At 72.1% G+C, this 25928-nt stretch carries 22 protein-coding genes and 1 pseudogene; 11 read left to right on the top strand and 12 right to left on the bottom strand.

The window, feature by feature from the left end; all coding sequences use genetic code 11:
• The first annotated feature begins 294 nt into the window (after window positions 1–294).
• The gene (locus ACVV2G_RS02980; RefSeq protein WP_453840958.1) at window positions 295–1245 is read left to right on the top strand and encodes a hypothetical protein; all 951 of its coding nucleotides are present in this window, start codon (window positions 295–297) and stop codon (window positions 1243–1245) included.
• Window positions 1246–1390: 145 nt separating this feature from the next.
• On the opposite strand, the gene ACVV2G_RS02975 is transcribed toward ACVV2G_RS02980, so the two are convergent.
• Window positions 1391–1822: a Rieske (2Fe-2S) protein gene (locus tag ACVV2G_RS02975; RefSeq protein WP_453840957.1), complete on the bottom strand. Its 432-nt coding sequence runs from the start codon at window positions 1820–1822 to the stop codon at window positions 1391–1393.
• A 212-nt stretch (window positions 1823–2034) separates the two neighbouring features.
• On the opposite strand from ACVV2G_RS02975, the gene ACVV2G_RS02970 reads away from it, so the two are divergent.
• Both ACVV2G_RS02970 and ACVV2G_RS02965 read left to right on the top strand, forming a co-directional pair.
• The gene (locus ACVV2G_RS02970) at window positions 2035–3108 is read left to right on the top strand and encodes a LacI family DNA-binding transcriptional regulator (protein ID WP_453840956.1); all 1074 of its coding nucleotides are present in this window, start codon (window positions 2035–2037) and stop codon (window positions 3106–3108) included.
• A complete protein-coding gene (locus ACVV2G_RS02965) occupies window positions 3105–4013 on the top strand; it encodes a carbohydrate kinase family protein (RefSeq protein ID WP_453840955.1) in 909 nt (302 codons plus the stop codon). Before ACVV2G_RS02970 ends, ACVV2G_RS02965 begins: the two co-directional genes overlap by 4 nt.
• Window positions 4014–4553: 540 nt before the next feature.
• Here the strand turns inward: ACVV2G_RS02965 and uvrA are convergent.
• A complete protein-coding gene (gene uvrA, locus ACVV2G_RS02960; RefSeq protein ID WP_453840954.1) occupies window positions 4554–7616 on the bottom strand; it encodes an excinuclease ABC subunit UvrA in 3063 nt (1020 codons plus the stop codon).
• Between the two features lie 222 nt (window positions 7617–7838).
• Here uvrA and ACVV2G_RS02955 point away from each other — a divergent pair, with 222 nt between their 5' ends.
• Both ACVV2G_RS02955 and ACVV2G_RS02950 read left to right on the top strand, forming a co-directional pair.
• Window positions 7839–8525 (top strand): maleylpyruvate isomerase family mycothiol-dependent enzyme, encoded by a 687-nt coding sequence (locus ACVV2G_RS02955; RefSeq protein WP_453840953.1) that lies wholly within the window; start codon window positions 7839–7841, stop codon window positions 8523–8525.
• A 107-nt stretch (window positions 8526–8632) separates the two neighbouring features.
• A complete protein-coding gene (locus ACVV2G_RS02950; protein WP_453840952.1) occupies window positions 8633–9289 on the top strand; it encodes an MBL fold metallo-hydrolase in 657 nt (218 codons plus the stop codon).
• A gap of 161 nt (window positions 9290–9450) precedes the next feature.
• On the opposite strand, the gene aroQ is transcribed toward ACVV2G_RS02950, so the two are convergent.
• Window positions 9451–9924 carry a type II 3-dehydroquinate dehydratase gene (aroQ, locus tag ACVV2G_RS02945; RefSeq protein ID WP_453840951.1) on the bottom strand — a complete coding sequence of 158 codons (474 nt, stop codon included), beginning with the start codon at window positions 9922–9924 and terminating at the stop codon, window positions 9451–9453.
• Between the two features lie 103 nt (window positions 9925–10027).
• Here aroQ and ACVV2G_RS02940 point away from each other — a divergent pair, with 103 nt between their 5' ends.
• The gene (locus ACVV2G_RS02940; RefSeq protein ID WP_453840950.1) at window positions 10028–11074 is read left to right on the top strand and encodes a S66 family peptidase; all 1047 of its coding nucleotides are present in this window, start codon (window positions 10028–10030) and stop codon (window positions 11072–11074) included.
• Window positions 11075–11087: 13 nt separating this feature from the next.
• Here ACVV2G_RS02940 and ACVV2G_RS02935 read toward each other — a convergent pair.
• The 6 genes and pseudogenes from ACVV2G_RS02935 to ACVV2G_RS02910 form a co-directional block, all read right to left on the bottom strand.
• Window positions 11088–11213, bottom strand: a pseudogene (locus ACVV2G_RS02935) (ionic transporter y4hA); the annotation flags it as partial.
• A 17-nt stretch (window positions 11214–11230) separates the two neighbouring features.
• Complete coding sequence (locus tag ACVV2G_RS02930; protein ID WP_453840949.1) at window positions 11231–12232, bottom strand: TerC family protein; 1002 nt, start codon at window positions 12230–12232, stop codon at window positions 11231–11233.
• A 253-nt stretch (window positions 12233–12485) separates the two neighbouring features.
• The gene (locus ACVV2G_RS02925) at window positions 12486–14534 is read right to left on the bottom strand and encodes a TerD family protein (protein ID WP_453840948.1); all 2049 of its coding nucleotides are present in this window, start codon (window positions 14532–14534) and stop codon (window positions 12486–12488) included.
• Between the two features lie 95 nt (window positions 14535–14629).
• Window positions 14630–15208, bottom strand: coding sequence for a TerD family protein (locus tag ACVV2G_RS02920; RefSeq protein ID WP_453840947.1), 579 nt, complete (start codon window positions 15206–15208; stop codon window positions 14630–14632).
• A gap of 137 nt (window positions 15209–15345) precedes the next feature.
• Window positions 15346–17484, bottom strand: coding sequence for an excinuclease ABC subunit UvrB (gene uvrB / locus ACVV2G_RS02915; protein ID WP_453840946.1), 2139 nt, complete (start codon window positions 17482–17484; stop codon window positions 15346–15348).
• A gap of 40 nt (window positions 17485–17524) precedes the next feature.
• Window positions 17525–18403 carry an MHYT domain-containing protein gene (locus ACVV2G_RS02910; RefSeq protein WP_453840945.1) on the bottom strand — a complete coding sequence of 293 codons (879 nt, stop codon included), beginning with the start codon at window positions 18401–18403 and terminating at the stop codon, window positions 17525–17527.
• Window positions 18404–18693: 290 nt separating this feature from the next.
• Here ACVV2G_RS02910 and ACVV2G_RS02905 point away from each other — a divergent pair, with 290 nt between their 5' ends.
• Both ACVV2G_RS02905 and ACVV2G_RS02900 read left to right on the top strand, forming a co-directional pair.
• Entirely contained in the window at window positions 18694–19590 is an 897-nt protein-coding gene (locus ACVV2G_RS02905) for a glycerophosphodiester phosphodiesterase (RefSeq protein WP_453840944.1), read from the top strand.
• A 75-nt stretch (window positions 19591–19665) separates the two neighbouring features.
• Window positions 19666–20220, top strand: a complete 555-nt coding sequence (locus ACVV2G_RS02900; protein WP_453840943.1) for a methylated-DNA--[protein]-cysteine S-methyltransferase — start codon at window positions 19666–19668, stop codon at window positions 20218–20220.
• Window positions 20221–20250: 30 nt separating this feature from the next.
• Here the strand turns inward: ACVV2G_RS02900 and ACVV2G_RS02895 are convergent, their stop codons facing one another.
• The gene (locus tag ACVV2G_RS02895) at window positions 20251–20679 is read right to left on the bottom strand and encodes a VOC family protein (RefSeq protein WP_453840942.1); all 429 of its coding nucleotides are present in this window, start codon (window positions 20677–20679) and stop codon (window positions 20251–20253) included.
• A gap of 121 nt (window positions 20680–20800) precedes the next feature.
• Between ACVV2G_RS02895 and ACVV2G_RS02890 the strand changes: the two genes are divergently transcribed.
• The gene (locus tag ACVV2G_RS02890) at window positions 20801–21709 is read left to right on the top strand and encodes a pseudouridine-5'-phosphate glycosidase (RefSeq protein WP_453840941.1); all 909 of its coding nucleotides are present in this window, start codon (window positions 20801–20803) and stop codon (window positions 21707–21709) included.
• Window positions 21706–22623, top strand: coding sequence for a carbohydrate kinase family protein (locus ACVV2G_RS02885; protein ID WP_453840940.1), 918 nt, complete (start codon window positions 21706–21708; stop codon window positions 22621–22623). The genes ACVV2G_RS02890 and ACVV2G_RS02885 overlap by 4 nt, the downstream gene beginning before the upstream one ends.
• Window positions 22624–22881: 258 nt before the next feature.
• Here ACVV2G_RS02885 and ACVV2G_RS02880 read toward each other — a convergent pair whose 3' ends face one another.
• Window positions 22882–23676, bottom strand: a complete 795-nt coding sequence (locus tag ACVV2G_RS02880; protein ID WP_453840939.1) for a methyltransferase domain-containing protein — start codon at window positions 23674–23676, stop codon at window positions 22882–22884.
• 269 nt (window positions 23677–23945) lie between these two features.
• On the opposite strand from ACVV2G_RS02880, the gene ACVV2G_RS02875 reads away from it, so the two are divergent.
• Window positions 23946–25073 carry a magnesium and cobalt transport protein CorA gene (locus ACVV2G_RS02875; RefSeq protein WP_453840938.1) on the top strand — a complete coding sequence of 376 codons (1128 nt, stop codon included), beginning with the start codon at window positions 23946–23948 and terminating at the stop codon, window positions 25071–25073.
• An 83-nt stretch (window positions 25074–25156) separates the two neighbouring features.
• Here the strand turns inward: ACVV2G_RS02875 and ACVV2G_RS02870 are convergent, their stop codons facing one another.
• Window positions 25157–25789, bottom strand: coding sequence for a nucleoside/nucleotide kinase family protein (locus tag ACVV2G_RS02870; RefSeq protein WP_453840937.1), 633 nt, complete (start codon window positions 25787–25789; stop codon window positions 25157–25159).
• Between the last annotated feature and the right edge of the window lie 139 nt (window positions 25790–25928).

Here is a 25928-nt window from a genome sequence, read left to right as displayed (position 1 = left end):
GGTCGGCCGGAGACGGTGCGGGGCCGGTAGGTCACCCTGTGTGCCGACGGGAAGCGAGGGGCGGTGCGTTATCGGCCAGGAGCACGGCGAGGCCGGGCGCCCAGTGTTGTCGGGGCTTGGCCAACACGCTTCAATGCGGGGGGACTCGGGGCCTCGAAGTCAATGCGGGGGACTCGGAGCCCTGAAGCGCGGCGTACGGATGTGTGGACCTCCGCGCCGCGGCCGGGGGCGGCTCCGGCTGGTCCGCCTCGGACGGTCCGACCGGCCGTCGTGAACTTCACAGAAGGGCCCTGCATGCCGCACGCCACCCAGCCCCTGGACGTCGTCCCCGCGGAACTCGACGCGGCACTGCGCGGTGGGCCCTTCCACGTGGCCCTGCGCGCCGCGATCGCCGCTCGCGGACTGCCCCTGCAGCGCGTGCAGCACCACCTGTCGCGTCGCGGGGTGAAGGTGGGCGTCACGAGCCTGAGCTACTGGCAGCAGGGCGCCCGGCGCCCGCAGCGCCCGGAGTCGCTGCGGGCGGTGCGGGCCCTGGAGGAGATACTCCAGCTGCCCGAGGAGTCGCTGATACGCCTGCTCGCCGAGGCGGACGAGGACATCGCGGCCCGGCGGCCCGCCTCCCGCTCCTACCGCGCCCACCTGGAGGCGTCCGGCGTCCTGGACCGGCTGCTGGCCGAGCTGGACCAGCGGCGGTCGGACGGCGGGGTCCACACCCTGGGGCACCATGAGCACATCCGGGTGGGACCACGCCGTGAGCTGGCCGGCCGCGAGTCGCACCACATCGTCCGCGCCCACCGGGACGGCGTCGACCGGTTCGTCGCCGTCCACCACGGCGACCCGGGATGCGCTCCCGCGCGGATGACCGTCCACGCGCTGGAGAACTGCCGTGCGGGACGTGTCCGCACCCACCACGACACCGGTGTCCTCGTGACCGAACTGCTGTTCGACACGCGTCTGCGGGCCGGGGACACCTATCTCTTCCGCTACGGCGTCGAGGACGGCACGGCGGGGGTGTCGCGCGAGTACGTCCGAGGGTTCGGGGCGGCCGGCGGGCAGTACGCGCTCCAGGTACGGTTCGACGCCGAGGCCCTGCCGGTGCGCTGCCACCGGTTCACGCAGCACTCACCGGCGGCACCGCGCGGCGAGCGGCAGGAACTGCTCCTCAGCATGCAGCACCGCTCGGTGCACCTCGTGGAGCCGCGGGTGCGGTCGGGGATGCTGGGGATCGGGTGGGAGTGGGCCTGAGCGGGCGGGAGTGGGGTCGGCCGGTAGGAACGAAGCCGAGCCGGTGAGAACGGGGCTGAACCGGTGGGAGTGGGCTGAGCCGATCGCAGGGGACTGACCGGACGGCTCCGGCGCGGTCGGCCGGGCTCCCGGCGGGCCGGGCCGGTCAGACGCCGGAGCCGGGGCCGGCGATGATGCGGCCCTGCTTCACCTCGACCGGAAGTCCGATGAGCGGAGCCGTCGCCGGGGCGCGCAGCACCTCACCGGTCCGGGCGTCGAACTCGCTCCCGTGGCAGGGGCAGACGAGCCTCGTCCCCTCCAGCTCCCCGATGGGGCACCCCGCGTGCGTGCAGACCGTGCTGAACGCCTTCAGGACGCCGTCCGCGTCCCGGCTGACGACCACGTTCTGATCCCGGTGGAGGCTGGTCTCCCCCTGGGCGAGCGCTCCGTCCGCGCCGAGATCGACGGGTGCGGTCGGCCTGGCGGGCGCCGCACCGTCGTCGCCCGGCGAGCAGGCGGCGAGACCGAGCCCGGCGACGGGCGTGAGAGCCGCCGAGCGCAGGACGGCACGGCGGCTCGGGACGGGACGGCCGGGCATGGGGATCTCCACTGGTCGGGGGGATGTGCAGGCCGACGATATCCGGCGCCTGCCCCCGGCCGGCGGGGTGGGGCACGGGGACACGGGAGGACCGAGCACGCCGCGTAAGCGCTTGCGCAAGCGTTTACGTCCGCTCCTCGATGGGATACGGTCCCCACCAGCGCGCCGGGCGCACGGACGCGCCGGGAGCACACCGGAAAGGAAACCCGTCCATGGCCACCATGGCCGACGTCGCGCGGAGCGCCGGGGTCTCCGTGGCGACCGTCTCGCACGTGCTCAACGACACCCGTCCCGTGTCGCCGCACACACGCCGGGCGGTGCTGGACGCCGTCGAGGAACTCGGCTACACCCCGAACACCCTCGCCCGGTCCCTGGTGACCTCCCGCACCCGGTCCATCGGACTCGCGGTGTCGGCCATCAGCAACCCGTACTTCACGGAGATCCTCCAGGGCGTCGAGGCCGCGGCGCTGGAACACGGCTACAGCCTCCTCATCGCCGACCCCCACGACGATCCGGTGCACGAACGCGAGGTCGTCCGGCTGCTGCACGAACGGCGCGTGGACGGCATGATCGTCGCGCCCTCCGCCGAGCCGCATGGCCTCGTCGCCTACCTGGGCCGCCACCGCGTGCCCTGCGTGTTCCTCGACCGGATCGTCGATGCTCCCGAGGACGGCGGCACCACGCCCTTCGACCAGGTCTGCGCGGAGGGTGCCGAGCCCACGACCCGGCTGGTCACCCATCTCGCCGGGCTCGGCCACCGTCGGATCGGCCTGGTCGCGGGCCGGCCCGGGCTCAGCACGACGCGCGAGCGGATCACCGGGTACCGGCACGGCCTCGCCGCGGCCGGCCTGCCCTACGACGAACGGCTCATGGTCCACGGCGACTCCGAGGCGGCCAGCGGCGAACGGGCCGCGGCGGCCCTGCTGTCCCTGGCCGTGCCGCCCACCGCCCTGGTCACCGCCAACAACGCGATGACCATCGGCGCGCTGCGCGCCCTGCGGGAGCGCGGTCTGTCCGTCCCCGGTGACCTCGCGCTGTGCTGTTTCGACGACTTCGCCTGGGCGGACCTCTTCTCCCCGCGGCTCACCGCCGTCGCCCAGCCCAGCAGGGAACTCGGCGCCCGGGCCGTCCGGCTGCTGCTGGAACGCCTCGCCGCGCCGGACCGGCCCGCGCGGACCGTCCGGCTGCCCTGCGCCCTCGTCCACCGCACCTCGTGCGGCTGCCCCGAACGGTCCGTACGGACCGAGCAGTCCCCCGCCAAGGTCCACGAAAGGAACCTGCCGTGATCGTCGTCGCCGGTGAGGCACTGATCGACCTGGTACCGCAGGGCACGGGTGCCCTCGCCGCGCTGCGCCCGGCGCTCGGCGGCGGACCGTACAACACGGCCGTCGCGCTCGGCCGCCTCGGCTCCCCCACCGCCTTCTGCTCCCGGGTGTCGCACGACGCCTTCGGCGAGGCGCTGCTGGACCGGCTGCGCGAGACCGGCGTGGACGTCTCACCGGTGCAGCGCGGTACAGAGCCGACGACACTCGCCGTGGCCACGGTGGGCGAGGACGGCTCGGCCGCCTACTCCTTCTACGTGGACGGGACGGCGGACCGGCTGTTCTCGGTGCCCGGCGCGCTGCCCGACGGCACCCGGGCGGTGTCGTTCGGCACCTGTTCGCTGGTACTGGAGCCGGGGGCGAGCGCGTACGAGGAGATGCTGCGCGAGACGGCCGGGCGAGGCGTGTTCACCGCACTGGACCCGAACATCCGGCCCGGTCTGATTCCCGACCCGGACGCCTACCGGGCCCGGTTCGAGAGCTGGCTGCCGTCGGTGTCGCTGCTGAAGCTGTCCGCCGAGGACGCCGAGTGGCTCGGTGGCACCCCCCGGGAGTGGCTGGCCGCGGGCCCGGCCGCGGTCGTGGTCACCCGGGGTGGCGCGGGGCTGACGGCGTTCACCCGCGACGGGGGCGCCTACGCGGTGCCGGGTGAACGGGTCGAGGTGGTGGACACGATCGGCGCGGGCGACACGGTGAACGCGGCACTGCTGCACGGCCTCGCGGCACGGGACGCCCTCGACCACGACGCCGTGGCCGCCCTGGGGGCGGACGGCTGGGCCGAGCTGCTGGGTTTCGCCGCCCGTGCGGCGGCGGTGACCTGTTCACGGGCGGGTGCCGAGCCGCCGTACGCCCACGAGGTGACCCTCTGACGGCGGGACCGTGTCCGGAGCGGCTCCGCGTGGACGGGGCGGCCCCGCGTGGACGGAGCGGCTCCGCGTCGTCGGGGCATGTCGCAGGTCGGTACCGCGCCCGGGGTGGTGCGCGCGACCGGTGCGGCCGGGTGCCGGGGGCGGCGCGTGTCCAGGTCGGTCCGGAGCCGGCGCGGCCCCGCGTCTGGTGCGGGTCCGCCCGGCTCGGGCCGACACCCGTGCGGGTCGGCCCCTGACACCTGCACGGCCCGCCTCCGGGTCGGCCCGTCGGCCGTACCGCCCGCAGGCCGCCCGGGCAGCGGCCGTTGAGGCGGTCCGGGGCGGCGGCCGTGGCTTCGTCCGCGGGCAGGTGCACGACGATCCGTTGGCCCTCCTCGGGAAGCGTCAGCGTCTCGTGCGGCAACCGCAGATGACCTGAGCAGGTGGGCCGCGCGACCGACGCGCCGGGCGCCACGGTCGATTTCCGTGGCGCCCGGCGCGTCGGTGTAGCGGCGGGCGCGCCGCACCGGGTGCGCTCCACCCACCCGGTGCGGCGCGGGCTCAGGCCTTGCTCGTCCGCGTCGACTTCTTCGCGGCGGGCTGGGCGGCCTCGGTCTTGGCCGTCTTGGCCGTCTTGGCCGTCTTGGCCGTCTTGGTGACGGTCTTCTTCGCGGCCGTGCCGGTGCTTGCCCGGGCGGTGATCCTCTTGGCGGAGGCCTTGGCCGCCGCCGTTTTCGCCACCGCCTTGCGCGGGGCCGTCACCGGAGCCGCGTCGCTGATCCGGTCGGCGCCGAGGATGTCCCGCAGGAACTTGCCGGTGTGGCTGGCGGGAACGCCGGCGACCTGCTCGGGCGTGCCCTCGGCGACCACCAGACCACCGCCCGCGCCGCCCTCGGGGCCCATGTCGACGACCCAGTCCGCCGTCTTGATCACGTCGAGGTTGTGCTCGATGACGATGACCGTGTTGCCCTTGTCGACCAGGCCGGACAGGACCGTCAGCAGCTTGCTGATGTCCTCGAAGTGCAGACCGGTGGTCGGTTCGTCCAGGACGTAGACCGTGCGTCCGGTGGAGCGGCGCTGCAGCTCGCTGGCGAGCTTGACGCGCTGGGCCTCACCGCCGGACAGGGTGGTCGCGGACTGGCCGAGCCGGACGTAGCCGAGGCCGACGTCCTTGAGCGTCTTCATGTGCCGGGAGATCGCGGGGACCGCCTCGAAGAAGTCGGTCGCCTCCTCGATCGGCATGTTCAGGACGTCGGCGATGGACTTGCCCTTGTAGTGGACCTCCAGGGTCTCCCGGTTGTACCGGGCGCCGTGGCAGACCTCGCACGGGACGTAGACGTCCGGGAGGAAGTTCATCTCGATCTTGATCGTGCCGTCACCCGCGCAGTTCTCGCAGCGGCCGCCCTTGACGTTGAAGGAGAACCGGCCCGGCAGGTAGCCGCGGACCTTCGCCTCGGTGGTCTCGGCGAACAGCTTGCGGATGTGGTCGAAGACGCCGGTGTACGTCGCCGGGTTGGAGCGCGGGGTGCGGCCGATGGGCGACTGGTCGACGTGGACGACCTTGTCGACGAGATCGTCGCCGTCCACGCGCGTGTGCCGGCCGGGCACGTTGCGGGCGCCGTTCAGCTCGCGGGCCAGGTGCGTGTACAGGATGTCGTTGACCAGGGTGGACTTGCCGGAGCCGGAGACACCGGTGACCGCCGTGAACACGCCCAGCGGGAAGGACACGTCGATGTCCTGGAGGTTGTTCTCGCGGGCGCCGTGCACGGTGAGCCGGCGGGCCGGGTCGAGCGGGCGCCGGACGTCGGGCAGCGGGATGGCCTTCCTGCCGGACAGGTACAGGCCGGTCTGCGACTCGGCGTTGTCGAGCAGCTCCTTCACCGAGCCGCTGTGCACCACGTTGCCGCCGTGCTCGCCGGCGCCGGGGCCGATGTCGACGATCCAGTCGGCGACCTTGATGGTGTCCTCGTCGTGCTCGACGACGATGAGCGTGTTGCCCATGTCCCGCAGCCGGACGAGGGTCTCGATCAGCCGGTGGTTGTCGCGCTGGTGCAGGCCGATGGACGGCTCGTCGAGGACGTACAGCACGCCGACGAGTCCCGAGCCGATCTGCGTGGCCAGGCGGATGCGCTGGGCCTCGCCGCCGGAGAGGGTGCCGGCCGCGCGGTTCAGCGAGAGGTAGTCGAGGCCGACGTCGACCAGGAACCGCAGCCGTTCGTTGACCTCCTTCAGCACGCGCTCGGCGATCTTCTTGTCGCGGGCGCTGAGCTTCAGTTCGCCCAGGAAGTCCGCGCAGTCGCTGATGGACATCGCCGAGACCTCGGCGATCGACTTGCCCATGACGGTGACCGCGAGGACGAGCGGCTTCAGGCGCGTGCCCTCACAGGTGGGGCAGGGCACCTCGCGCATGTAGCCCTCGAAGCGCTCGCGGCTGGAGTCGCTCTCGGCCTCGCTGTGCCGGCGCTTGACGAAGGGGATCGCGCCCTCGAAGGCCGTGGTGTACCGGCGCTCGCGCCCGTACCGGTTGCGGTAGCGGACCTCGACCTGGGTCTTGTGGCCGTTCAGCAGGGCCTTGCGGGCGCGCAGCGGCAGGCCCGCGAAGGGGATGTCCGTCCGGAAGCCGAGCGCGTCCGCGAGGGCGCCGATGAGGCGGCCGAAGTAGTCCTTGGTGTGCCCGTGCGACCAGGGGTGGATGGCGCCCTCGTCGAGGGACTTGTCCTCGTCCGGGACGATCAGCTCGGGGTCGACCTCCATGCGCGTACCGATGCCGGAGCAGTCGGGACAGGCACCGAAGGGCGAGTTGAAGGAGAAGGAGCGGGGCTCCAGCTCCTCGAAGGACAGGTCGTCGTACGGGCAGTACAGGTGCTCGGAGTACATGCGCTCGCGCTCGGGGTCGTCCTCGGGGAGGTCGACGAAGTCGAGCACGACCATGCCGCCGGACAGGCCGAGGGCGGTCTCCACGGAGTCGGTGAGCCGGCGCTTGGCGGAGTCCTTCACCGTGAGGCGGTCGACGACCACCTCGATGGTGTGCTTCTCCTGCTTCTTCAGCGTGGGCGGGTTGGAGAGCTGGACGGTCTCGCCGTCCACCCGCGCGCGGGAGTAGCCCTTGGTCTGGAGATCGGCGAAGAGGTCGACGAACTCGCCCTTGCGCTCACGCACCAGCGGCGACAGCACCTGGAAGCGGCTGCCCTCCGGCAGCTCCAGGACCCTGTCGACGATGGCCTGCGGCGACTGGCGCGAGATCGGCCGGCTGCACTGCGGGCAGTGCGGCTTGCCGATGCGGGCGAAGAGCAGGCGCAGGTAGTCGTAGACCTCGGTGATGGTGCCGACCGTGGAGCGCGGGTTGCGCGAGGTCGACTTCTGGTCGATGGAGACCGCCGGGGAGAGGCCCTCGATGAAGTCGACGTCCGGCTTGTCCATCTGGCCGAGGAACTGCCGGGCGTAGGAGGAGAGGGACTCCACGTAGCGCCGCTGGCCCTCGGCGAAGATGGTGTCGAAGGCCAGGGAGGACTTGCCCGACCCGGACAGGCCCGTGAAGACGATGAGCGAGTCGCGAGGCAGGTCGAGCGAGACGTTCTTCAGGTTGTGCTCGCGCGCGCCACGGACGATGAGACGGTCGGCCACGCCGGTCCGCACCTTTCTTGAGGGAAGTGACAGGGGCGGGGCCCCCGTCCTTCTCAGACTAGGGGGAGCCACTGACAACGCCGGTCGGTTCACCAGTCGTCAACAAACCCCGACTGTCCAGCATGCCCGACGCCACGTCCGACCATATAGCACGTGCATTCGATTTACGGGCGTCGTCCGCCACCTTCACCCGAAGGTGTGGCGCGGTCTAAGGTCAGCAGCATGATTGATCACGCGCATGACCTGGCGTCTGTACGTGACGCTACCGAGCGGCTGCTCACCGCGGTCGGGAAACTGGACCACGCGTCCGTGACGGAGTCGTCACGGCTGCCGGGCTGGACGCGCGGCCACGTCCTCGCCCACCTCGCCCGGAACGCGGACGCCATTGTGAACGTCCTCGAAGGACGCCCCATGTACGCCTCCGCCGAGGCCCGGGACGCCGACATCGAGCGCGACGCGGCACGCCCCCTCGACGTGCAGCTCGCCGACGTGCGCGACAGCGGGGCCCGGCTCCAGTCGGTGGGGGCCGCGCCCGCCGACTGGTCGCGCACCGTGCTGCTGCGCAACGGGGTCACCGACTCGGCCTCCCGGGTCCCGTTCCGGCGGTGGGCCGAGGTGGAACTGCACCACGTGGACCTGGGCATCGGGTACGAGCTGGAGGATCTTCCGGCCGAGTTCACCGAGCGGGAGACCGACTTCCTCGCCGCCCGGTTCGCCGGGCACCCGGACGTGCCCCCCACCCGCCTCACGGACGGTACGCGCGCGTGGCGCACGGGCCGGGAGGCGGAGGCTCCCGAGGTGACCGTCACCGGTTCCACGGCCGACTTGCTCGGCTGGCTCGCCGGACGGCGCGAGGGGACCGCCCTGACCGTGGAGGGAGGCCCGCTGCCGGCACTGCCGCCGCTGTAGGCCGCCTCGAAGCGTTCTGCGGGCCGCCTCGAGGCGGCCGGGTCCTCGGTGCGCACGGCGGTCGCCGGGCGGGCAGAAGGGTGACGGCAGGGCCTAGGCTGGCCGTCATGACGTACAGCGGAGAGGTGAGGGTCGGCGGACCCGCCGACGTGCACGAGCTCAAGGACCTGATGGTCACCAAGGTCGCGGTCGGCCCGATGGACAACAACGCCTACCTGCTGCGCTGCCGGGCCACCGACGAGCAGTTGCTGATCGACGCGGCCGGCGACGCGCACACGCTGCTGGGGACGATCGGTGACGACGGCATCGCGTCCGTCGTCACCACGCACCGGCACGGCGACCACTGGCAGGCGCTGGCCGAGGTCGTCGAGGCCACCGGCGCCCGCACCCACGCCGGCCGGCACGACGCCGAGGGCATCCCCGTCCCGACCGACGTCCTGGTCGACGACGGCGACACGATCCGGGTGGGGCGGGTGCAGCTCACCGCGCGCCATCTGGCCGGGCACACGCCGGGCTCCATCGTCCTGGTCTACGACGACCCGCACGGGCACCCCCACGTGTTCACCGGGGACTGCCTCTTCCCGGGCGGTGTGGGCAACACCCGGGGGGACGCGAAGGCGTTCGCCAGTCTGATCCACGACGTCGAGACCAAGGTCTTCGACGTGCTCCCGGACGAGACATGGGTCTACCCCGGGCACGGCAAGGACACCACGCTCGGCGCGGAACGCCCCCACCTCGCGGAGTGGCGCGCACGCGGCTGGTGAACGCCGTGCGCCCTCCGTGACGCGTGGCCCGTGCCGGCGGGCGGTGCGTCCTGCCGCCCGCCGGGCCGGCGCGCGGTCGGCCCGAGATGGTCCCGCGCAGGAGGACGCCGGCTCCTCGGCGGCTCGCCGCTTCGCGCCCCGGGCCTCCGGCACCCGGCGGCTCAGGCCCGGGCCCGCCCCGCCCCGGCCAGCGCCGCGATGCGCTCCACGCCGAACACGTACCCCTGCACACCGCACCCGGCGATGACTCCGTCGGCGCGCTGCGAGACGTAGGAGTGGTGCCGGAACGACTCGCGCTGGTGGATGTTGGAGATGTGGACCTCCACCACCGGCAGGCCGTCACAGGTGTTGAGCGCGTCCAGGATTGCGACGGACGTGTGCGAGTAGGCGGCGGGGTTGATCACGATCCCGCAGTGGTGCAGCCGGGCCTCGTGGATCCAGTCGACCAGTTCGCCCTCGTGGTTGGACTGCCGGACGTCCACCGTGCCGCCGTGCGCCGCCGCCGCCTTCACGCACAGGGCCTCGACGTCGGCGAGGGTGTCGGAGCCGTAGATCTCCGGCTGGCGCTGGCCCAACAGGTTCAGGTTGGGGCCGTTGAGGATCATGATCGGGGCGTTGGCCAAGGTGCGGGGCACGGTTCCTCCGGTCCGTTCGGGCGCGGCAGCCCTTGCGCGACCGCTGCCCGGTCCCCGGTTTATCACGGTGCGCCTGTGGCCAGGGCGGCCGTACCCTCCGCCCATGACGTCGATCACGTACCCTCCCAAGCCCTCGCCCGGTGACCGCGTCGCGGTGATATCCCCCTCCTCCGGCCTGCCGGGACTCTTTCCGCGCCCCTACGAGTTGGGGCTGGAGCGGCTGCGCGAGGAGTACGGGCTGACGCCGGTCGAGTACCCGGCCACCCGGAAGCCGGGCTCGACGCCCGGGGAACGGGCCGCCGACTTCCACGCCGCCTTCGCCGATCCCGGCATCGGGGCGGTGATCGCGTCGATCGGCGGCGACGACCAGATCACCGTACTGCCGCACCTGGACCGGGAACTGATCCGGGCCAGCCCGAAGCCGTTCTTCGGCACCAGCGACAACACGAACCTGCTCGCCTACCTGCGCAACACGGGCATCGTCGGCTATCACGGCGCGAGCGTCATGGTCGAGCTGGGCCGGCCCGGCGCCCTGCACCCGCGGACCGCCGACTCCCTGCGCGCGGCACTGTTCACCTCGGGCCCGTACGAGCTGCGGCCCGCCGAGCGCTGGAACGACATCAACCGTGACTGGGCCGACCCGGCCACCTTCGACGAGGAGCCGGGGTCCCGGCCCGGGGCGGGCTGGTCCTGGGTGAACGCCGAGCGGGTGGTCGAGGGGCGCAGCTGGGGCGGCTGTCTGGAGATCCTCGGCCGGCTGCTGATGGCCGACCGTGAGATCGCGCGCGACCCGGCGGAGTACGAGGGCGGCGTGCTGCTCCTGGAGACCTCCGAGGACATGCCGAGCGCCACCGAGGTCTTCCGCACCCTGCGCAGCATGGGTGAGCGCGGGCTGCTCCGGCGCTTCTCCGCGCTGTTGATGGCCCGCCCCAAAACGTGGTCCTTCGAACGTCCCAACAGCCCCGAGGAGGGTGCCCGGTACGCGGCGGAGCAGCGTGACGCGGTACTGCGGGCGATGCGGGCCTACGCTCCCGGCGCCACGATCGTCTTCGACGTGGATTTCGGCCACACCGATCCGCAGCTCGTCATCCCGTACGGCGGGACCGTACGGGTCGACGGCCCCGCCCGGCGCATCACCGTCACGTACTGACGCCCGGCCTCTCCTACGGGTGGACTGCGAGCTGCGGATACGCCGCGAGCGGCACCAGGTGGACGCCTCCCTGCCGAGGGGACGCCCGGCCCGGCACGACGGTCAGCGAGGCCGCCCCGGCGGTCAGGGCGAGCGGCACGTCGGCGTCGTACGTGGTCAGGTCTCGATGCTGTCCTTCGAGACCTTGTCGCTCCCACCGGCCGACGCTTCGGCCTCGGTCTGCTTCCTGGCGGCCCGGAGACTGGTGATCGTGGTGACGACCAGAACGGAGCAGATCACGCCGAGCGAGACCGGAATGCTGATTTCGGGGACGTGGACCCCGGACTCGTGCAGGGCGTGCAGCACCAGCTTGACGCCGATGAAGCCCAGGATGACCGACAGGCCGTAGGAGAGGTGCACCAGCTTCCTCAGCAGACCGCCGAGGAGGAAGTACAGCTGCCGCAGTCCCATCAGGGCGAACGCGTTGGCCGTGAACACGATGTACGGGTCCTGGGTCAGGCCGAAGATCGCCGGTATGGAGTCGAGTGCGAAGAGCACGTCGGTGGTGCCGATCGCGAGCATCACGACCAGCATCGGGGTCATGACGCGCTTGCCGTTCTCCTCGATCCACAGCTTGGTGCCGTGGTAGCGGTCGGCGACGCCGAAGCGGCGCTCGGCCGCCTTGAGCAGCTTGTTCTCGTCCCACTCCTCGTCGTCCTCGCCGGCACGCGCCTCCTGGATCAGCTTCCAGGCCGTGTAGATGAGGAAGGCGCCGAAGATGTAGAAGACCCAGGAGAAGTTGGCGATGATCGCGGCGCCCGCCGCGATGAAGACGGTCCTGAGGAGCAGGGCTATGAGGACACCGATGAGGAGCACTCGCTGCTGGTACTGCGAGGGCACCGCGAACTTCGCCATGATCAGGATGAAGACGAAGAGGTTGTCCACGCTCAGGGACTTCTCGGTGATGAAACCCGCGAAGAACTCGCCGGCGGGCTGGCCGCCGCCGAAGATGAGCAGGCCGACTCCGAAGAGGCCCGCCAGGGCGATCCAGACGGCCGTCCAGATGCCGGCTTCCTTGATCGATACGTCGTGCGGCTTGCGGCCGATGAAGAAGTCGGCCCCGATCAGGGCGGCGAGGCCCACGACGGTCAGGACCCACAGGGTCACGGAAACTTCCACTACTACGCCTCCGGCAGTACGTCACACGGCAGATGTCAGCGTTTCGCTGCCGGAGGTCTCTTCCACCCGGGTCCGGGACGCGTGCCGCGTTCGGAGCCCACGGGCCGACGCCCCGGGACCTGGCCTGGTCCGTATTGACGGGTACGTCGCACAGACAGGGAGTACTCCCCTCCGTACGGAAGACAGTACCGGATTCCCAAAGGGAAGGTAAAGAGATTCGCAAATAAAGCTCAAAAGACCAGGTCGGGCGCGGTTACCGATTCCACGAACGGCGGGCCGCGGCGACCTTGTCGAGCACCTGCCGAAGCACGTGGCTGCCGGGCGGCACGAGTGAGGGCTCGTACGTCCAGGCGTGGCCGACCCAGGGGTCGGCGAGGTGGTCCTCGGCCACCGGCGTCAGCCGCAGCAGCGAGCGCCACAGCGGGTCGAGCAGCGGCCCGTAGCCGGCGGAGTCCTCACGGTCGGCGACCATCATCAGGTGGACACCGACGGCGGGCCCCTCGTCGGCGAGGTAGCGCAGCTGGTTCACCGCCCGGTCGTCGAAGCCGTGCGGGAAGTCGTTGACGACCAGGAGCTGCTGGGAGGTGTCGAGACCGGGCGGAAGTGCGTCGGGGGCACCTGCGCGCAACGCCATCTGCACCAGGTCGACGCGCTGGGTGAGGCGGGCGAGCACGTCCGCCGTGCCGGCGGCCCCCAGGGCCGGCGGGGCGGCGAGGACCCCAGCCTGCACCAGGGGTGCCAGTGCCCGCGCCCCCGAGCCGGCCGGATCGATGACGTGCACGGTGAACTCGCCCGCCGGGTAGACGGCGAGGAGCCGGGCCGCGTGGGAGACCGCCGTCTCCAGACCGAGGCGCCGTATCTCGTGGGTGTCCGCGGGCGAACCGTCGAGCGAGGCGGAACGCCCGCTGTCGATCCACAGGCCGCGCTCCAGCGGCAGCCGGACCAGCAGGGGTATGCGTATGCGCTCGGCCTCGGGCAGGTGGACGTCGCCCAGCCTCAGGGCCATGGGGATCTCCATGGGGACGCGGTAGGCGTGCCAGACCGGGTTGTCCCAGCTCGCGTAGGCCGTCGGCAGGGCGGGCTCGACGACCGCCGCCTCGGCGGTGAGCTGAGCGACGTCACGGTCGAGTGCCTCCTTGGCCTGGGTCACGAGCCGGCCGTACCGCTCGCGCGCCGCCTCCCGGGCGGCGTCGCCCTGACCGCCGATGCGGCTGCGCGGATCGGAGAGGACCTGGTCGAGTTCCTTCTCCCTCCGGGAGTCGGCGAAGTCCACGGCACTGCGGTACGCGGCCACGGACCGGGCCAGGTCCTCGAACATGCCCCACACCTGGTTGTACAGCCGCTCCTCCATGGACCAGCCGGTGGCGTCGCCCGCGACGGGCGGCGCGGGCTGCCCGGGGGCGGCCGGTGGTGCGGCCGGCGGGGGCGGAGGCGGAGCGGCGTTCCGCCGGCGCGGGTGGCTGTAGTCGATGGAACCCCCGGCGGTGGGCGCGGACGGCCGGCCGGCGAGGGACGAGGAGTCCCCCGGCTCCCCGGGATACGGCTGCCGCGTCCCGTCCTGCCCCGGGGATTCGGAGGTCCGGGGGCCGGAGGCGCCCTGGGGGTCGTACGGGGGCGCCGGTGGTACGGGGCCGGTGGTGCCCTGGGGCGCGGCGGCTGCGTGATCCGCCGCGCCGTGTGCCGGTGCGGCGGTCTGCCGGGAACGGTCGCCGTCGGCCGCACGGGCCGGAGGTGCCGGCACCGAGCGGGCCACGCCGCTCGCCACCGCTTCCTGGATCCTTCCGGCGAGCTGGTGGGCCTGGGGCACATGGTGATCGGCGAGGAGTTCGGCGAGTCCCCCGGCGTATCCCTGGCCCACCGCGCGCACCTTCCAGGCGCCCTGCCGTCGGTAGAGCTCCACCGCGACGACGGCGGACTCCACCTCCAGGCCGGTGATGGTGTAACTGGCGACCTCACTGCCGTCGAGGCCCGTGACGGCTACGAAGGGGGCGGCGACGGCGCCGAAGCGGGCCGGGCCGGGCCCGCCGACGGGCAGGGCCAGCAGCACACTGACGCGGTGCACGGCATCCGGCACGGCGTCCAGGTCCACCGCGAGACGGTGGTCGGCGGCGGCCTGCCGGGAGACCTCCAGACCGGGCAGGACGGGAGTGCCCGGGTGGGCCACCCACTCGACGCCGTAAACCCTGCCGTTCTCGTCGCCGAGGGTGGCCCCGGCCACGACCGGCGTGCCGGCCGAGACCCGGATCTCCAGGCGGGCCCGGGGAAGCGGGTGGTTCTGTCCTCGCGTCAGCTCGGCCGTCATCGCCCGTCCCCCTGTGTCACTCGTGCGTCACTCTCGTGATGGTGTGCCGCCCCAGCACGTCCTGCCTGCCGGGGCGGCCGGTCCGTGCCGGTCTGCTACAGGACCGGCAGGATCGTCGGCATCAGGTCCTGGAAGGTGCGGCCGTTGGCCGGAGAACCGATGGCGGTCATCGACCAGCCCTGGCCCGCGCGGTGCACCTTCGCCATGATCTGGGCCGTGTAGGCACCGCCGCCGGCCAGGGTGTAGCGGGCGAGCTCCTGGCCGTTGGTCTCGTCGACCAGGCGGCAGAAGGCGTTCTGCACTTCCTGGAACGTCTGGCCCGTGAAGGAGTTCACGGTGAAGACGATCTGGTCGATGTGGACCGGAACACGCTGCAGATCGACGAGGATCGCCTCGTCGTCGCCGCCCTGGCCGACGCCGCCGACGAGGTTGTCCCCGGTGTGACGCACCGAGCCGTCGTCGCTCACCAGGTGGCGGAAGAAGACGACGTCGACCGGCTGCTGGTCGGCGAACAGGACGGCGGAGGCGTCCAGGTCGATCTCCCGGGTGCGCGAGCCGAACAGGCCGCGCCGCGGGGCCGCCTGCCACCCGAGACCCATGCGCACCGACGTCAGGCTGCCGCCGTCGCCCTTCTGCAGACTGATGGCCTGACCCTTGGTCATGTTGACGGTCACGCGCTGATCCCCTCTCGAGCTGTCCCCTGTTGCCGCGGCGCCCGCGGTTGACCAGAACCCTACGCAGGGGCACTGACGGCGCCCCACCCAGGAGCGCACTTCGTGTCGGTCTTGCAACACAGTGCGTGCCCGGGCGGTCAGGCCAGACCGGCCTCCTTCATCTGGCGCAGTTCCTTCTTCATCTCGGAGACCTCGTCGCGCAGCCGGGCCGCGATTTCGAACTGGAGGTCCGCGGCGGCCGCCCGCATCCGGGTGGTGAGGTCCTCGATCTGTGCGGCGAGGTCCGCCGCGGGGCGGTCGGTCACCGCCGTCTCCGCGCCCTTGCCCTTGGCCGCCCTGCTGCCGGCCGGCGTCTGACCGCGGAGGGCGGGCACGGGAGCCTTGGCGGCCTTGCCGTCCTTCGTCTGCCGGTAGCCCGAGCCGAGCAGCTGCTCGGTATCGATGTCCTCGCGGGCGATCTGCGCGACGATGTCGTTGATCTTCTTGCGGAGCGGCTGCGGGTCGACGCCGTTCGCCTTGTTGTACGCGATCTGCTTCTCGCGACGGCGGTTGGTCTCGTCGATGGCCTTCTCCATCGCCGGCGTGATCTTGTCGGCGTACATGTGGACCTCGCCGGAGACGTTGCGCGCCGCGCGGCCGATGGTCTGGATCAGGGAGGTTCCGGAGCGCAGGAAGCCCTCCTTGTCGGCGTCGAGGATCGCCACGAGGGAGACCTCGGGCAGGTCGAGGCCCTCCCGCAGCAGGTTGATGCCGACCAGGACGTCGTACTCCCCGGCGCGCAGCTCGCGCAGCAGCTCCACGCGGCGCAGCGTGTCGACGTCGCTGTGCAGATAGCGGACCTGGATGCCGAGCTCCAGGAAGTAGTCGGTGAGGTCCTCGGCCATCTTCTTGGTGAGCGTGGTGACCAGGACGCGCTCGTCCTTCTCGGTCCGCCGGCGGATCTCGTGCACGAGGTCGTCGATCTGCCCCTCGGTGGACTTGACGACGACCTGCGGGTCGACGAGGCCGGTGGGCCGGATGATCTGCTCGACGGCGCCGTCCGAACGGGAGAGCTCGTAGGTGCCCGGGGTCGCCGACAGGTACACGGTCTGCCCGATGCGCTCCCGGAACTCCTCCCACTTCAGCGGGCGGTTGTCGAGGGCGGAGGGCAGCCGGAAGCCGTGGTCGACCAGGGTGCGCTTGCGGGAGGCGTCGCCCTCGTACATGGCGCCGATCTGCGGCACGGTGACGTGCGACTCGTCGATGACGAGCAGGAAGTCGTCCGGGAAGTAGTCCAGCAGCGTGTTCGGCGGGGAGCCGGGCAGGCGGCCGTCGAAGTGCATGGAGTAGTTCTCCACTCCGGAGCAGGAGCCGATCTGGCGGAGCATCTCCAGGTCGTACGTCGTGCGCATCCGCAGTCGCTGGGCCTCCAGGAGCTTGCCCTGCTTCTCCATCTCGGTCAGGCGCTCCGCCAGCTCCTTCTCGATGTCGTTGACGGCCCGCTCCAGTCGCTCCGGGCCCGCCACGTAGTGGGAGGCCGGGAAGACGTACAGCTGCTGGTCGTCGCTGATGATCTCGCCGGTGACCGGGTGGAGCGTGGACAGCGCCTCGATCTCGTCGCCGAACATCTCGATGCGGACGGCGAGCTCCTCGTAGACCGGGAAGATCTCGATGGTGTCGCCGCGCACCCGGAAGGTGCCGCGGGTGAAGGCCATGTCGTTGCGCGTGTACTGGATGTCCACGAAGCGGCGCAGCAGCTCGTCCCGGTCGTGCTCCTCGCCGACCCGGAGCGGAACCATGCGGTCCACGTACTCCTGCGGGGTGCCCAGGCCGTAGATGCAGGACACCGAGGCGACCACGACGACGTCGCGACGGGTGAGCAGTGAGTTGGTCGCGGAGTGGCGCAGTCGCTCCACCTCCTCGTTGATCGAGGAGTCCTTCTCGATGTAGGTGTCCGACTGCGGGACGTAGGCCTCGGGCTGGTAGTAGTCGTAGTACGAGACGAAGTACTCGACGGCGTTGTTCGGCAGGAGCTCGCGGAACTCGTTCGCCAGCTGGGCGGCCAAGGTTTTGTTCGGCGCCATCACGAGGGTGGGGCGCTGGAGCTTCTCGATCATCCACGCGGTGGTGGCGGACTTGCCGGTGCCGGTCGCGCCGAGCAGGACGACGTCCTCCTCGCCTGCTTCGACACGCCGGGCCAGCTCGGCGATGGCCGCCGGCTGGTCGCCGTTCGGCTGGTAGGGGCTGACGACCTCGAAGGGCGCCACCGTGCGTTCGATGTGGGAAACGGGCCGCATGGGTTCCACCGTACGACCCCGCACTGACAACGAGGCCCGATCAGCGGTTCTGCGGGGTGCGGGGGCGCCGGTGGACGAGGGGGCGGCGGGTGCGGTGCGGGGCGTGGTGTGCCGGGTGGTGGGCCCTGCGGGGCGGCTCCGGGCGGGCGGGGACGCCCGGCTTCCGTTCCATGGGGACCCCGGCGGGCTGCCCCGCGACCATCAGCGGGTCGAACATCACCACGACGCCGGCGAGGAGGAGGAAGGCGAGGGGACCGATCAGCATGGGGGCCAGCAGTTCGGCGGGCGATCCGCCGGAGGTCGGGTCGGCCGTGCCGTGGACATGGACCTCGAGGGCGGCCATGCCCGTGTAGTGCATACCGCTGACGGCCAGCCCCATGACCAGGCTGGCACCGACGCTCCACAGGAACCCCCGGATCTGTCCGGCCGCCCACAGGGCGGCCGTGGCGGCGGCCATGGCGATGACGACGGACACGGCCACGGTGAGGGTGTTGTACGTCAGCTGCCCGTCCAGGCGCATGCCGGCCATTCCCAGGTAGTGCATCGAGGCGATGCCCAGGCCGGTGACGGTGCCGCCGGTGAACAGGGCCGTTCCGCGCGCGCCCCGGTACCCGACGATGAAGATCCCGACGCCCACCATGACGATGGCGACGGCGAGGCTGGCGAAGGTCATCAGCCAGTCGTAGCGGATCGGCGTGTGTTCGATCGTGAACCCCATCATGGCGATGAAGTGCATCGTCCAGATGCCGGAGCCGATCGCCGCCGAACCGAGGGCGAGCCATCCGGGACGCCACGAGCGGGTGACCAGCAGGGATCTGGTGGTGCAGCGCAGCCCGAGGGCACCGCCGAGGCAGGCCATGAGGTAGGCCACCAGCGGTGTGACGAGTCCGTAGTTGAAGCCGTCGATCGTGCCTTGCATGTGCGGCTGCCCTTCCGCGTTCCTACGCCCGGGTCGCGTCCCGGAACGTCCTGATGTGCGCCCCTCCCGGGACCGCGCGAACGATCAGGGTCGAGTGCAGAGAGTATGACTCCCACCGGAATGGTCGAACGATTCTCCGGCAAAGAATCACGGGCCTGCTCCACTTGTGCGGTCCCGGTGAGCGGAGTTGAGCGACTCCATTAAGCCCGTGGCCATTCTGCACCCCTCTTCCGTTGACGCTCCGGTGTCACAGTGATGCTGTCCGTGATCGCTCGACGCGAGGAGTACGCATGCACGCGCGCGCAGTTGCCGTCACGACCACCGCGCTCCTGGGGGTCGCCCTGCTCGCCCCCCTCTCCCACGCCCGGGCCACCCACAGCGAGGAAGCCGACGGGCCCTCGGTCATCGCCCACAGGGGCGCTTCCGGGTACGCGCCGGAGAACACCCTGGCCGCCGTCGACAAGGCGGCCGAGCTGGGCATCCGCTGGGTGGAGAACGACGTCCAGCGCACCAAGGACGGGCGGCTCGTCGTCCTCCACGACAACAGCCTGCGGCGTACGACCGACGTGGAGGAGGTCTTCCCCGACCGGGCGCCCTGGAACGTGAAGGACTTCACCGCGGCCGAGATCGCGCGGCTGGACGCGGGGAGCTGGTTCGGCTCCGAGTACGCGGGTGCGCGCGTGCCGACGCTGGAGCAGTTCGTGGACCGCCTGGAGCACCACCACCAGAAGCTGCTGCTGGAGCTCAAGAGCCCGGAACTGTACCCGGGCATCGAGCAGCAGACCCTCAAGGTCCTCGCCAACGAGGGCTGGCTCGACCGGCACCACGTGGCCGGACGCCTGGTCGTCCAGAGCTTCGACGCCGACAGCATCCGGGCCGTCCACGACCTCGAGCCGGCCGTCAAGACCGGGTTCCTCGGCACACCGTCCGTGTCGGACCTGCCGGAGTACGCGGAGTTCACCGACCAGATCAACCCCTCCCACGGCTCGCTGTCCATGAGCTACGTCTCCTCCGTCCACGCGTTCACGGGGCCGCACGGCAGGCCGATGGAGGTCCTGACCTGGACGGTCGACAGCGCGGACACCGCCCGGCTGGTCGCGGGGTACGGCGTCGACGGCATCATCACGAACAAGCCCGACGTGGTGCGGAGCGCCGTGGGCCAGGCGGAGGACACCACCGTCCGGTGAGCCCGCCGGGCCCGGGGCAGCGGCGGCGGCCCCGCGGCCCCGGGCGATGTCAGTGGTCGGCCGTACCGTGGGCGCATGGACAGCCCTGGGCAGTACGAGCAGCAGGTCGTGTGGACCGTCGTCGACACCGGCATCGGTCCGCTGCTGCTGGCCGCCACCCGCGACGGCCTGGTCAACGTCGTGTTCCACGCCCGCGGAGCCGCCCGTGACCGGGCACTCGAAGGGCTCGCGGCCCGGCTGGGCACGGAGCCCGTCGAGGCGCCCGGCTCCCCGCTGCTGGCCGAGGCGATACGCCAGGTGGAGGAGTACTTCGCGGGCACGCGGCGTGCCTTCGACCTGCCGCTGGACTGGTCGCTGATCTCCGGGTTCAACCGGGCGGTGCTGCGCGAGCTGGCCTCGGGTGTCCCGTACGGCTCGGTCCTCGGCTACGGCGATCTGGCCGGCCGGGTGGGACAGCCGGGCGCCGCACAGGCGGTGGGCATGGCCATGGGCGCCAATCCCCTGCCGGTCGTGGTGCCGTGCCACCGGGTGGTGGAGAGCGGCGGCGGCATCGGCGGGTTCGGGGGCGGTGTGGGCACCAAGCGACAGCTCCTCGCGCTGGAGGGCGTGCTGCCCGAGCCGCTGTTCTGAGGGGCCGGCCCGCCGCGGGTGCCGGGCGGGTCATTCGTAGTGGCGTGCCTCGATGATGTTGCCGTCCGGGTCGCCGAAGTAGAAGCTCCGCCGGGCCGGGCCGCGCGCGCCGTAGGAGTCGTACGAGAGTTCCGAGACCGGAACCGCCTGTTCCTCGAGGCGGGCGCGCAGTGCCTCGAAGCCGTCCGGGGACAGGGCCAGGCAGACGTGGTTGACGGGATGGCCCGCGCTGCCGTCGGCGCCCGGGACCATCCTCATGCGTTCCGCGAGGGAGTGCGGCGCGAGGTCGAGGATGGTCTCTTCGTTGAGGCGCACCGAGGGGAAGCTCACGGTCCCCGCCGCGTACTCGGCGACCCGCAGCGGTTCCGTGCCGAGGGTCCTCTCGTAGAAGCCGGCCGCGGCGACCGGATCGCGCACCCAGAGGACGACATGGTCGAGGCGTGTCGTGTTGTCCTTCATGGTTCCCAGGCTGGTGCTCCCGCGTGCGGGCCGCAAGGGTCCGGCCGGGGCCCACGACGGGTTTGGTCCGCTCCCCGGCCCGCCAGAGATGAGGGAGAACCGACGGACAGGAGGCAGGCGCGTGATGCTGGTGGTGTCGGAAGAGGTGCGGGCGGCGATCGAGGCGCGCCATCCGGTGGTGGCCCTGGAGTCCACGATCATCGCGCACGGGCTGCCACGCCCCCGCAATCTGCTCGTGGCGCGGGAGTTGGAGGAGTTGGTACGGAAGGAGGGCGCCGTACCGGCGACGATCGCCGTGCTGGACGGACGTCCTCATGTCGGCCTCGACGAAGAGCGGCTGGAGCGGGTCGCGAACGAGGACGGCATCCGGAAGCTGGGCCACCGTGACCTGCCGCTCGCGGTGGCGGCGGGCGCGAGCGGGGCGACCACCGTCTCGGCGACCGCCCTGCTGGCGGCCCTCGCGGGGGTACGGGTGTTCGCGACCGGTGGGCTCGGCGGCGTGCACCGGGAGTGGACGGTGACGCAGGACGAGTCGGCCGATCTGGGTCTGCTGGCCCGCACCCGGATCACGGTGGTCTGCGCGGGTGTGAAGTCCGTCCTGGACGTGCCGGCGACCCTCCAACGGCTGGAGACCCTGGGAGTCGGTGTGGCCGGTTACGGCACGGACCGCTTCCCCGGCTTCTACCTGTCCGACTCGGGGCATCCGGTGGACTGGACGCTGGACGGTCCGGAGCAGGTGGCGGCGGTCATGCGGGCACAGGACGCGCTGGGAGGGCCGCGGTCCGCGCTCGTGGTCGCCAACCCCGTCCCCGAGGAGGAACAGCTCGATCCCGCGCTGCACGCGCGGGTGCTGGCCGACGCGCTGCACGCGTGCGAGCGGGAGGGGATCACGGGCCAGGCGGTGACCCCCTTCCTGCTCGATCACCTGGTGCGGCACACGGACGGCGCCTCCCTGAACGCCAACCTGGCGGCGGTACGCGGGAACGTACGGCTGGCGGCGCGCATCGCGGCGGCCTGGGCAGGAGCGTGACTGCGGAGCACGGCGGCGCGCTGCTGGTCGTCGGGGACGTCGTCACGGACGTCGTCGCCCGGCACCGGGGGCCGCTGGCCGCCGGCACGGACACCGCCGCCTCGATCCACCGACTGCCCGGTGGCGCGGGCGCCAATGTGGCGTGCTGGGCCGCGTACGGCGGGTGCGGGGACGTACGGCTGCTGGGGCGGGTCGGCACGGACGCGGCGGCCTGGCACGAGCGGGAACTGGTCTCCCGTGGTGTGCGCCCCCTCCTCGTCGTCGACGCGTCGGCCCCTACGGGTACGGTGATCTGCCTGGTCGACACGGGCGCCGCGGCCGAGCGGACCTTCCTGACGGACAGCGGGGCGTCACTGCGGATCGGACCCGGCGACTGGTCGGACACACTCCTCGACGGTGTCGCCCGGCTGCACCTGTCGGGCTACCTCCTGTTCTCGGAGCCGAGCCGCGCTCTGGTGTCGGTCGCCCTGACCGCGGCGCACGCGCGCGCGGTGCCGGTCAGTCTGGACCCCGCGTCGACGGGGTTCCTCCCCGAGCTGGGCGTCGACCGGTTCTGGGAGCTGGTCGAGGGCGTGGACGTCCTGCTGCCCAGCCGTGCCGAGGCGTGTCTGCTCACCGGGCTGCCCGACGCGGCGGACGCGGCGGCGAAGCTGAGCCGGCACGTGCCCTGGGTGGTCGTCAAGCAGGGCGCGGAGGGGGCCTTGGTGGCCCGGTCCGGCACGGTGCGCGCGCGTGTCCCCGCCGTTCCGGCCTCGCCTCGGGACAGTACCGGCGCCGGGGACGCGTTCACCGGAGCGTTTCTCGCGGCCCTGCTCGGGGGCGCGGTACCCGAGCAGGCGGCGGCCACGGGGTGCCGGGCGGGAGCGGAGGCGGTCGAACGGGTGGGCGGCAGACCACCGCGCGCGGCCGGGTGACGACCGCTGCGGACGCGCGGGGGAGGACCGCTGCGGACGCGCGGGGGAGGGTACGCGCGGCCGATGGAGGAGGCGCCGACCGCCGCCCGGAACGCGGGGCGCGGGCGACCGCCGTCCGCGGTGTCGGCACGCCCTCGCTCCGAAGTCCGGACGGCCGGCCGGGTGGCGGCCCGTCCGCGCCTGGACGGCTCGTGGCGTTCCGCTGCCCTTCGTTCGGCCGAGGGCGGACTCGCCCGGGGCGGCCGGGATACGGGGCTCTTACACCTTGCGTCCCCACGCCGAGATCATCGGAGCCGTCGCCAGGTCCATGTCGCCGGACGCGACGTTCGCGAGGTGACGGTCGATGTCCTCGTGGGTGGCCACCCCGGCACCGACCAGTTGGTCACGGACCTGACGGACCGTCGCCGCCTCCAGCACCGCGCACGCGGGCGAGGTGACCGGGAAGTAGGCATCGGCCTCCACACGGCACAGCCCGGCCTTCCGGAGCAGGCGCGGGAGCCGGCGGCCGTAGGAGAGGTCGGCGCCGCGGCGGGACAGCAACTGGCGGAAGCCCTGCCGCAGCCGGTTCGCCAGCTGCTGCTCGGGGCCGTGCTCGTCGGGGCAGATCAGGGGTTGCAGCGCGGGATCGGCGTCCTCGATCAGGAGGCGGCCGCCGGGACGCAGGGCCTTGACCATGGACCGCAACGCCCTCTCCCGGTCCGGGACGTGCACGAGGACGAGCCGGGCGTGCACCAGGTCGAAACCCTCCCCCGGCGGTTCCTCCGCGCCCACGTCGTGCACGCGCACCTCGACCGGAGGACGACCGGCCGGGGCGACCCGTGAGGTGTCGATGTCGGTCGCGAGGACCCTGCCGGTCGGTCCCACCTTCTTGGCCAGCCAGGCCACCACCGACGTGCCTCCGGCACCGGCTTCCCAGCAGCGCCAGCCGGGTCCGACGCCGAGGGCCTGCAGATGCCGGAACGTCGTCGGGTCGAAGAGGGTGGCGAAGGCGTCGAAGCGCTCCGCGGCCTCGGCCTGCCGGTTGTCGAGAAGGTATCCGTCGGTTCGCGTCATGGACCGATCATCCCAGTTGTCCGGCTTGCCCGAAGCGGTCGACGCTCCGGCGTGACGGCCCTGCGAGCGGGCCGGCGCCCGGGCCGGACGGCGGGCGGGGCCGGGCTCGGGGGAGGCGGGGTCCGGGCCCGAAGGGGCCCGTCCACAGCCGGGAACCAAGCGGAACGTCCCCTTTCCACAGGCTCGTCCACCGCTCGCGCCGGCCTGGCAGACTGGCTGGCCAAGGCGCGGGAAGCATGGCGCGAGGGGACCCACGCGAGGAGACACGGATGGTAATGGCAGGGAATCTGCGCAAGGTCACGGGCCTGGGAAGGGGCGGCGGTCTCCGCAAGGTGGCGCGGCTGGCCCGGCGCCGCCCCCGTGTGGACCTGAGCCATCCCGCCCGCTCCCCGCTGGGTTCCTCGGTGGTGAACTGCGTGACCTATCGGGACGGTGTCCGCACTCCCGAGGGCGGCGATCCGGTGCAGGCCGTGACGCGCATGCGCGGGCACGGCGCCGGTTTCGTCTGGCTCGGTCTGCACGAGCCGACGGACCAGGAGTTCGCGGGTGTCGCGGACCTCTTCGAGCTGCATCCGCTGGCGGTCGAGGATGCGATCGAGGCCCACCAGCGTCCCAAGGTCGAGCGGTACGGGGAGACGCTGTTCGCCGTGTTCAAGACGGTCTGTTCCGTGGAGTACGAGGAGTTCACGGCCACGAGCGAGGTGGTGAGCACCGGGGAGATCATGGTGTTCGTCGGCCAGGACTTCGTGATCACGGTGCGGCACGGGATGCACGGCTCACTGGGACCCCTGCGCGAAGGGCTGGAGTCCGACCCCGCGCAGCTCGCCAGGGGGCCGTCCGCGGTGCTGCACGCGATCGCGGACCACGTGGTGGACGACTTCCTGAGCGTCATCGAGGCGGTTCAAACGGTCATCGACCACGTCGAGACGGAGGTGTTCGGGGAGCACGGGGCGCGGGTCGATCCGGGCCGGGTCTACCAGCTCAAGCGTGAACTCCTCGAACTGAGGCGGGCCGTGGTACCGCTCGGCCGGCCGCTGGAGGAGCTGGCCACCCGACCGGCGCGAGTGGTCGAGCCGGAGATACGGGCCTACTTCCGAGACGTCGCCGACCATCTGCTGCGAGCCACGGAGCAGATCGCGGCCTTCGACGAACTGCTCAACTCCATCCTCCAGGCGCACCTCGCCCGCGTGACGGTCGCGCAGAACGAGGACATGCGGAAGATCACCGCCTGGGCCGCGATCGTCGCCGTGCCCACGATGGTCTGCGGGATGTACGGCATGAACTTCGACCACATGCCGGAACTGCGCTGGCAGTACGGCTACGGCCTGGTCATCGGCGTGATAGCCGTCGCCTGCCTGGCGCTGCACCGGGGCTTCAGGCGCAACGGCTGGCTCTGAGGGCGGTCCGGGTCGCTCAGGGCAGTGACGTGTGCGCGTGCCGAAGGGGCTGAAGGGGAGCAGAGCGGCTCTTCACCGGGGCCTCAGCCGTTCCATGCGGGGTGCCGTGGATCGTCGGCGCGCACCAGGACGTCGGCGGTGCCGGAGGGATCGGCCTCCTCGTCGTAGCGCTCGAAGGCGGGCAGGGTCCAGTGCTCGGTTCCGGGGGTGCGGCGGCGCAGGGCGCCGGGGCTCAGGACGAGGTGGACGCTCAGATCGAGGGGGAACCAGTGACGCAGCAGGAAGGGCCCGTGCAGCAGCAGCACGCCACCGGGCGGGAGGTCGACGTAGGGGCTGCGGGTGGCGCGGTCGGTGTCGGGATCCCACAGGTCGGGCAGGGCGCGCCCGTCGCCGCCGGGCCCGAGCGGGTCGAAGACCTCGCGCCAGAGGGCGCCGGTGTCGTACCAGCCGTTGTAGTAGGACTCGACGTCCTGGCGCCCGTACTCCAGACGGAGCGAGGCGGGGCGCAGGAAGCCCTCCGTCCCGACGACGAGGGAGGGTCGGCCGCGGATGCGCAGCGCCTCGCAGACCCTTTCGGCGAGGTCGCCGGGGCGGGCGGCCGGGGCGCCGTCGAAGGCGATGCGCGGCCAGGCGCCGCCGTCGGCGGGCGCGAGGTCGAGCACGCGCTCGGCGAGCAGGTCGCCGAGCCTGTCCCAAGTGATCGCTTCCAGTCGCACCCGCCCATGATGCGTCAGCCGCCGACCCGCCCGCCTGGACGCTCGCGCATGCGCTCGCGCCGCTCGGCCATGGTCAACACGTTTGTGCGGAGGTTGGCTGGGGGTGGTCGACGGCCGGCGGTGCCGGACGGGCCTGGAC

It is taken from the genome of Streptomyces sp. JK94 (assembly GCF_053613315.1).
The sequence above is the reverse complement of the archived record's forward strand: the minus strand, read 5'-3'. Positions and strand labels throughout refer to the sequence as shown.

What these genes read in the sequence shown, in the direction of transcription:
- ACVV2G_RS02940 (WP_453840950.1), top strand. Translation starts at nt 10,028, where the DNA reads ATGACGTCGATCACGTACCCTCCCAAGCCCTCGCCCGGTGACCGCGTC.
- ACVV2G_RS02980 (WP_453840958.1), top strand. Translation starts at nt 295, where the DNA reads ATGCCGCACGCCACCCAGCCCCTGGACGTCGTCCCCGCGGAACTCGAC.
- ACVV2G_RS02900 (WP_453840943.1), top strand. Translation starts at nt 19,666, where the DNA reads ATGGACAGCCCTGGGCAGTACGAGCAGCAGGTCGTGTGGACCGTCGTC.
- ACVV2G_RS02905 (WP_453840944.1), top strand. Translation starts at nt 18,694, where the DNA reads ATGCACGCGCGCGCAGTTGCCGTCACGACCACCGCGCTCCTGGGGGTC.
- ACVV2G_RS02925 (WP_453840948.1), bottom strand. Translation starts at nt 14,534, where the DNA reads ATGACGGCCGAGCTGACGCGAGGACAGAACCACCCGCTTCCCCGGGCC.
- ACVV2G_RS02875 (WP_453840938.1), top strand. Translation starts at nt 23,946, where the DNA reads ATGGTAATGGCAGGGAATCTGCGCAAGGTCACGGGCCTGGGAAGGGGC.
- uvrB (WP_453840946.1), bottom strand. Translation starts at nt 17,484, where the DNA reads ATGCGGCCCGTTTCCCACATCGAACGCACGGTGGCGCCCTTCGAGGTC.
- ACVV2G_RS02895 (WP_453840942.1), bottom strand. Translation starts at nt 20,679, where the DNA reads ATGAAGGACAACACGACACGCCTCGACCATGTCGTCCTCTGGGTGCGC.
- ACVV2G_RS02950 (WP_453840952.1), top strand. Translation starts at nt 8,633, where the DNA reads ATGACGTACAGCGGAGAGGTGAGGGTCGGCGGACCCGCCGACGTGCAC.
- ACVV2G_RS02975 (WP_453840957.1), bottom strand. Translation starts at nt 1,822, where the DNA reads ATGCCCGGCCGTCCCGTCCCGAGCCGCCGTGCCGTCCTGCGCTCGGCG.
- ACVV2G_RS02910 (WP_453840945.1), bottom strand. Translation starts at nt 18,403, where the DNA reads ATGCAAGGCACGATCGACGGCTTCAACTACGGACTCGTCACACCGCTG.
- ACVV2G_RS02880 (WP_453840939.1), bottom strand. Translation starts at nt 23,676, where the DNA reads ATGACGCGAACCGACGGATACCTTCTCGACAACCGGCAGGCCGAGGCC.
- ACVV2G_RS02955 (WP_453840953.1), top strand. Translation starts at nt 7,839, where the DNA reads ATGATTGATCACGCGCATGACCTGGCGTCTGTACGTGACGCTACCGAG.
- ACVV2G_RS02970 (WP_453840956.1), top strand. Translation starts at nt 2,035, where the DNA reads ATGGCCACCATGGCCGACGTCGCGCGGAGCGCCGGGGTCTCCGTGGCG.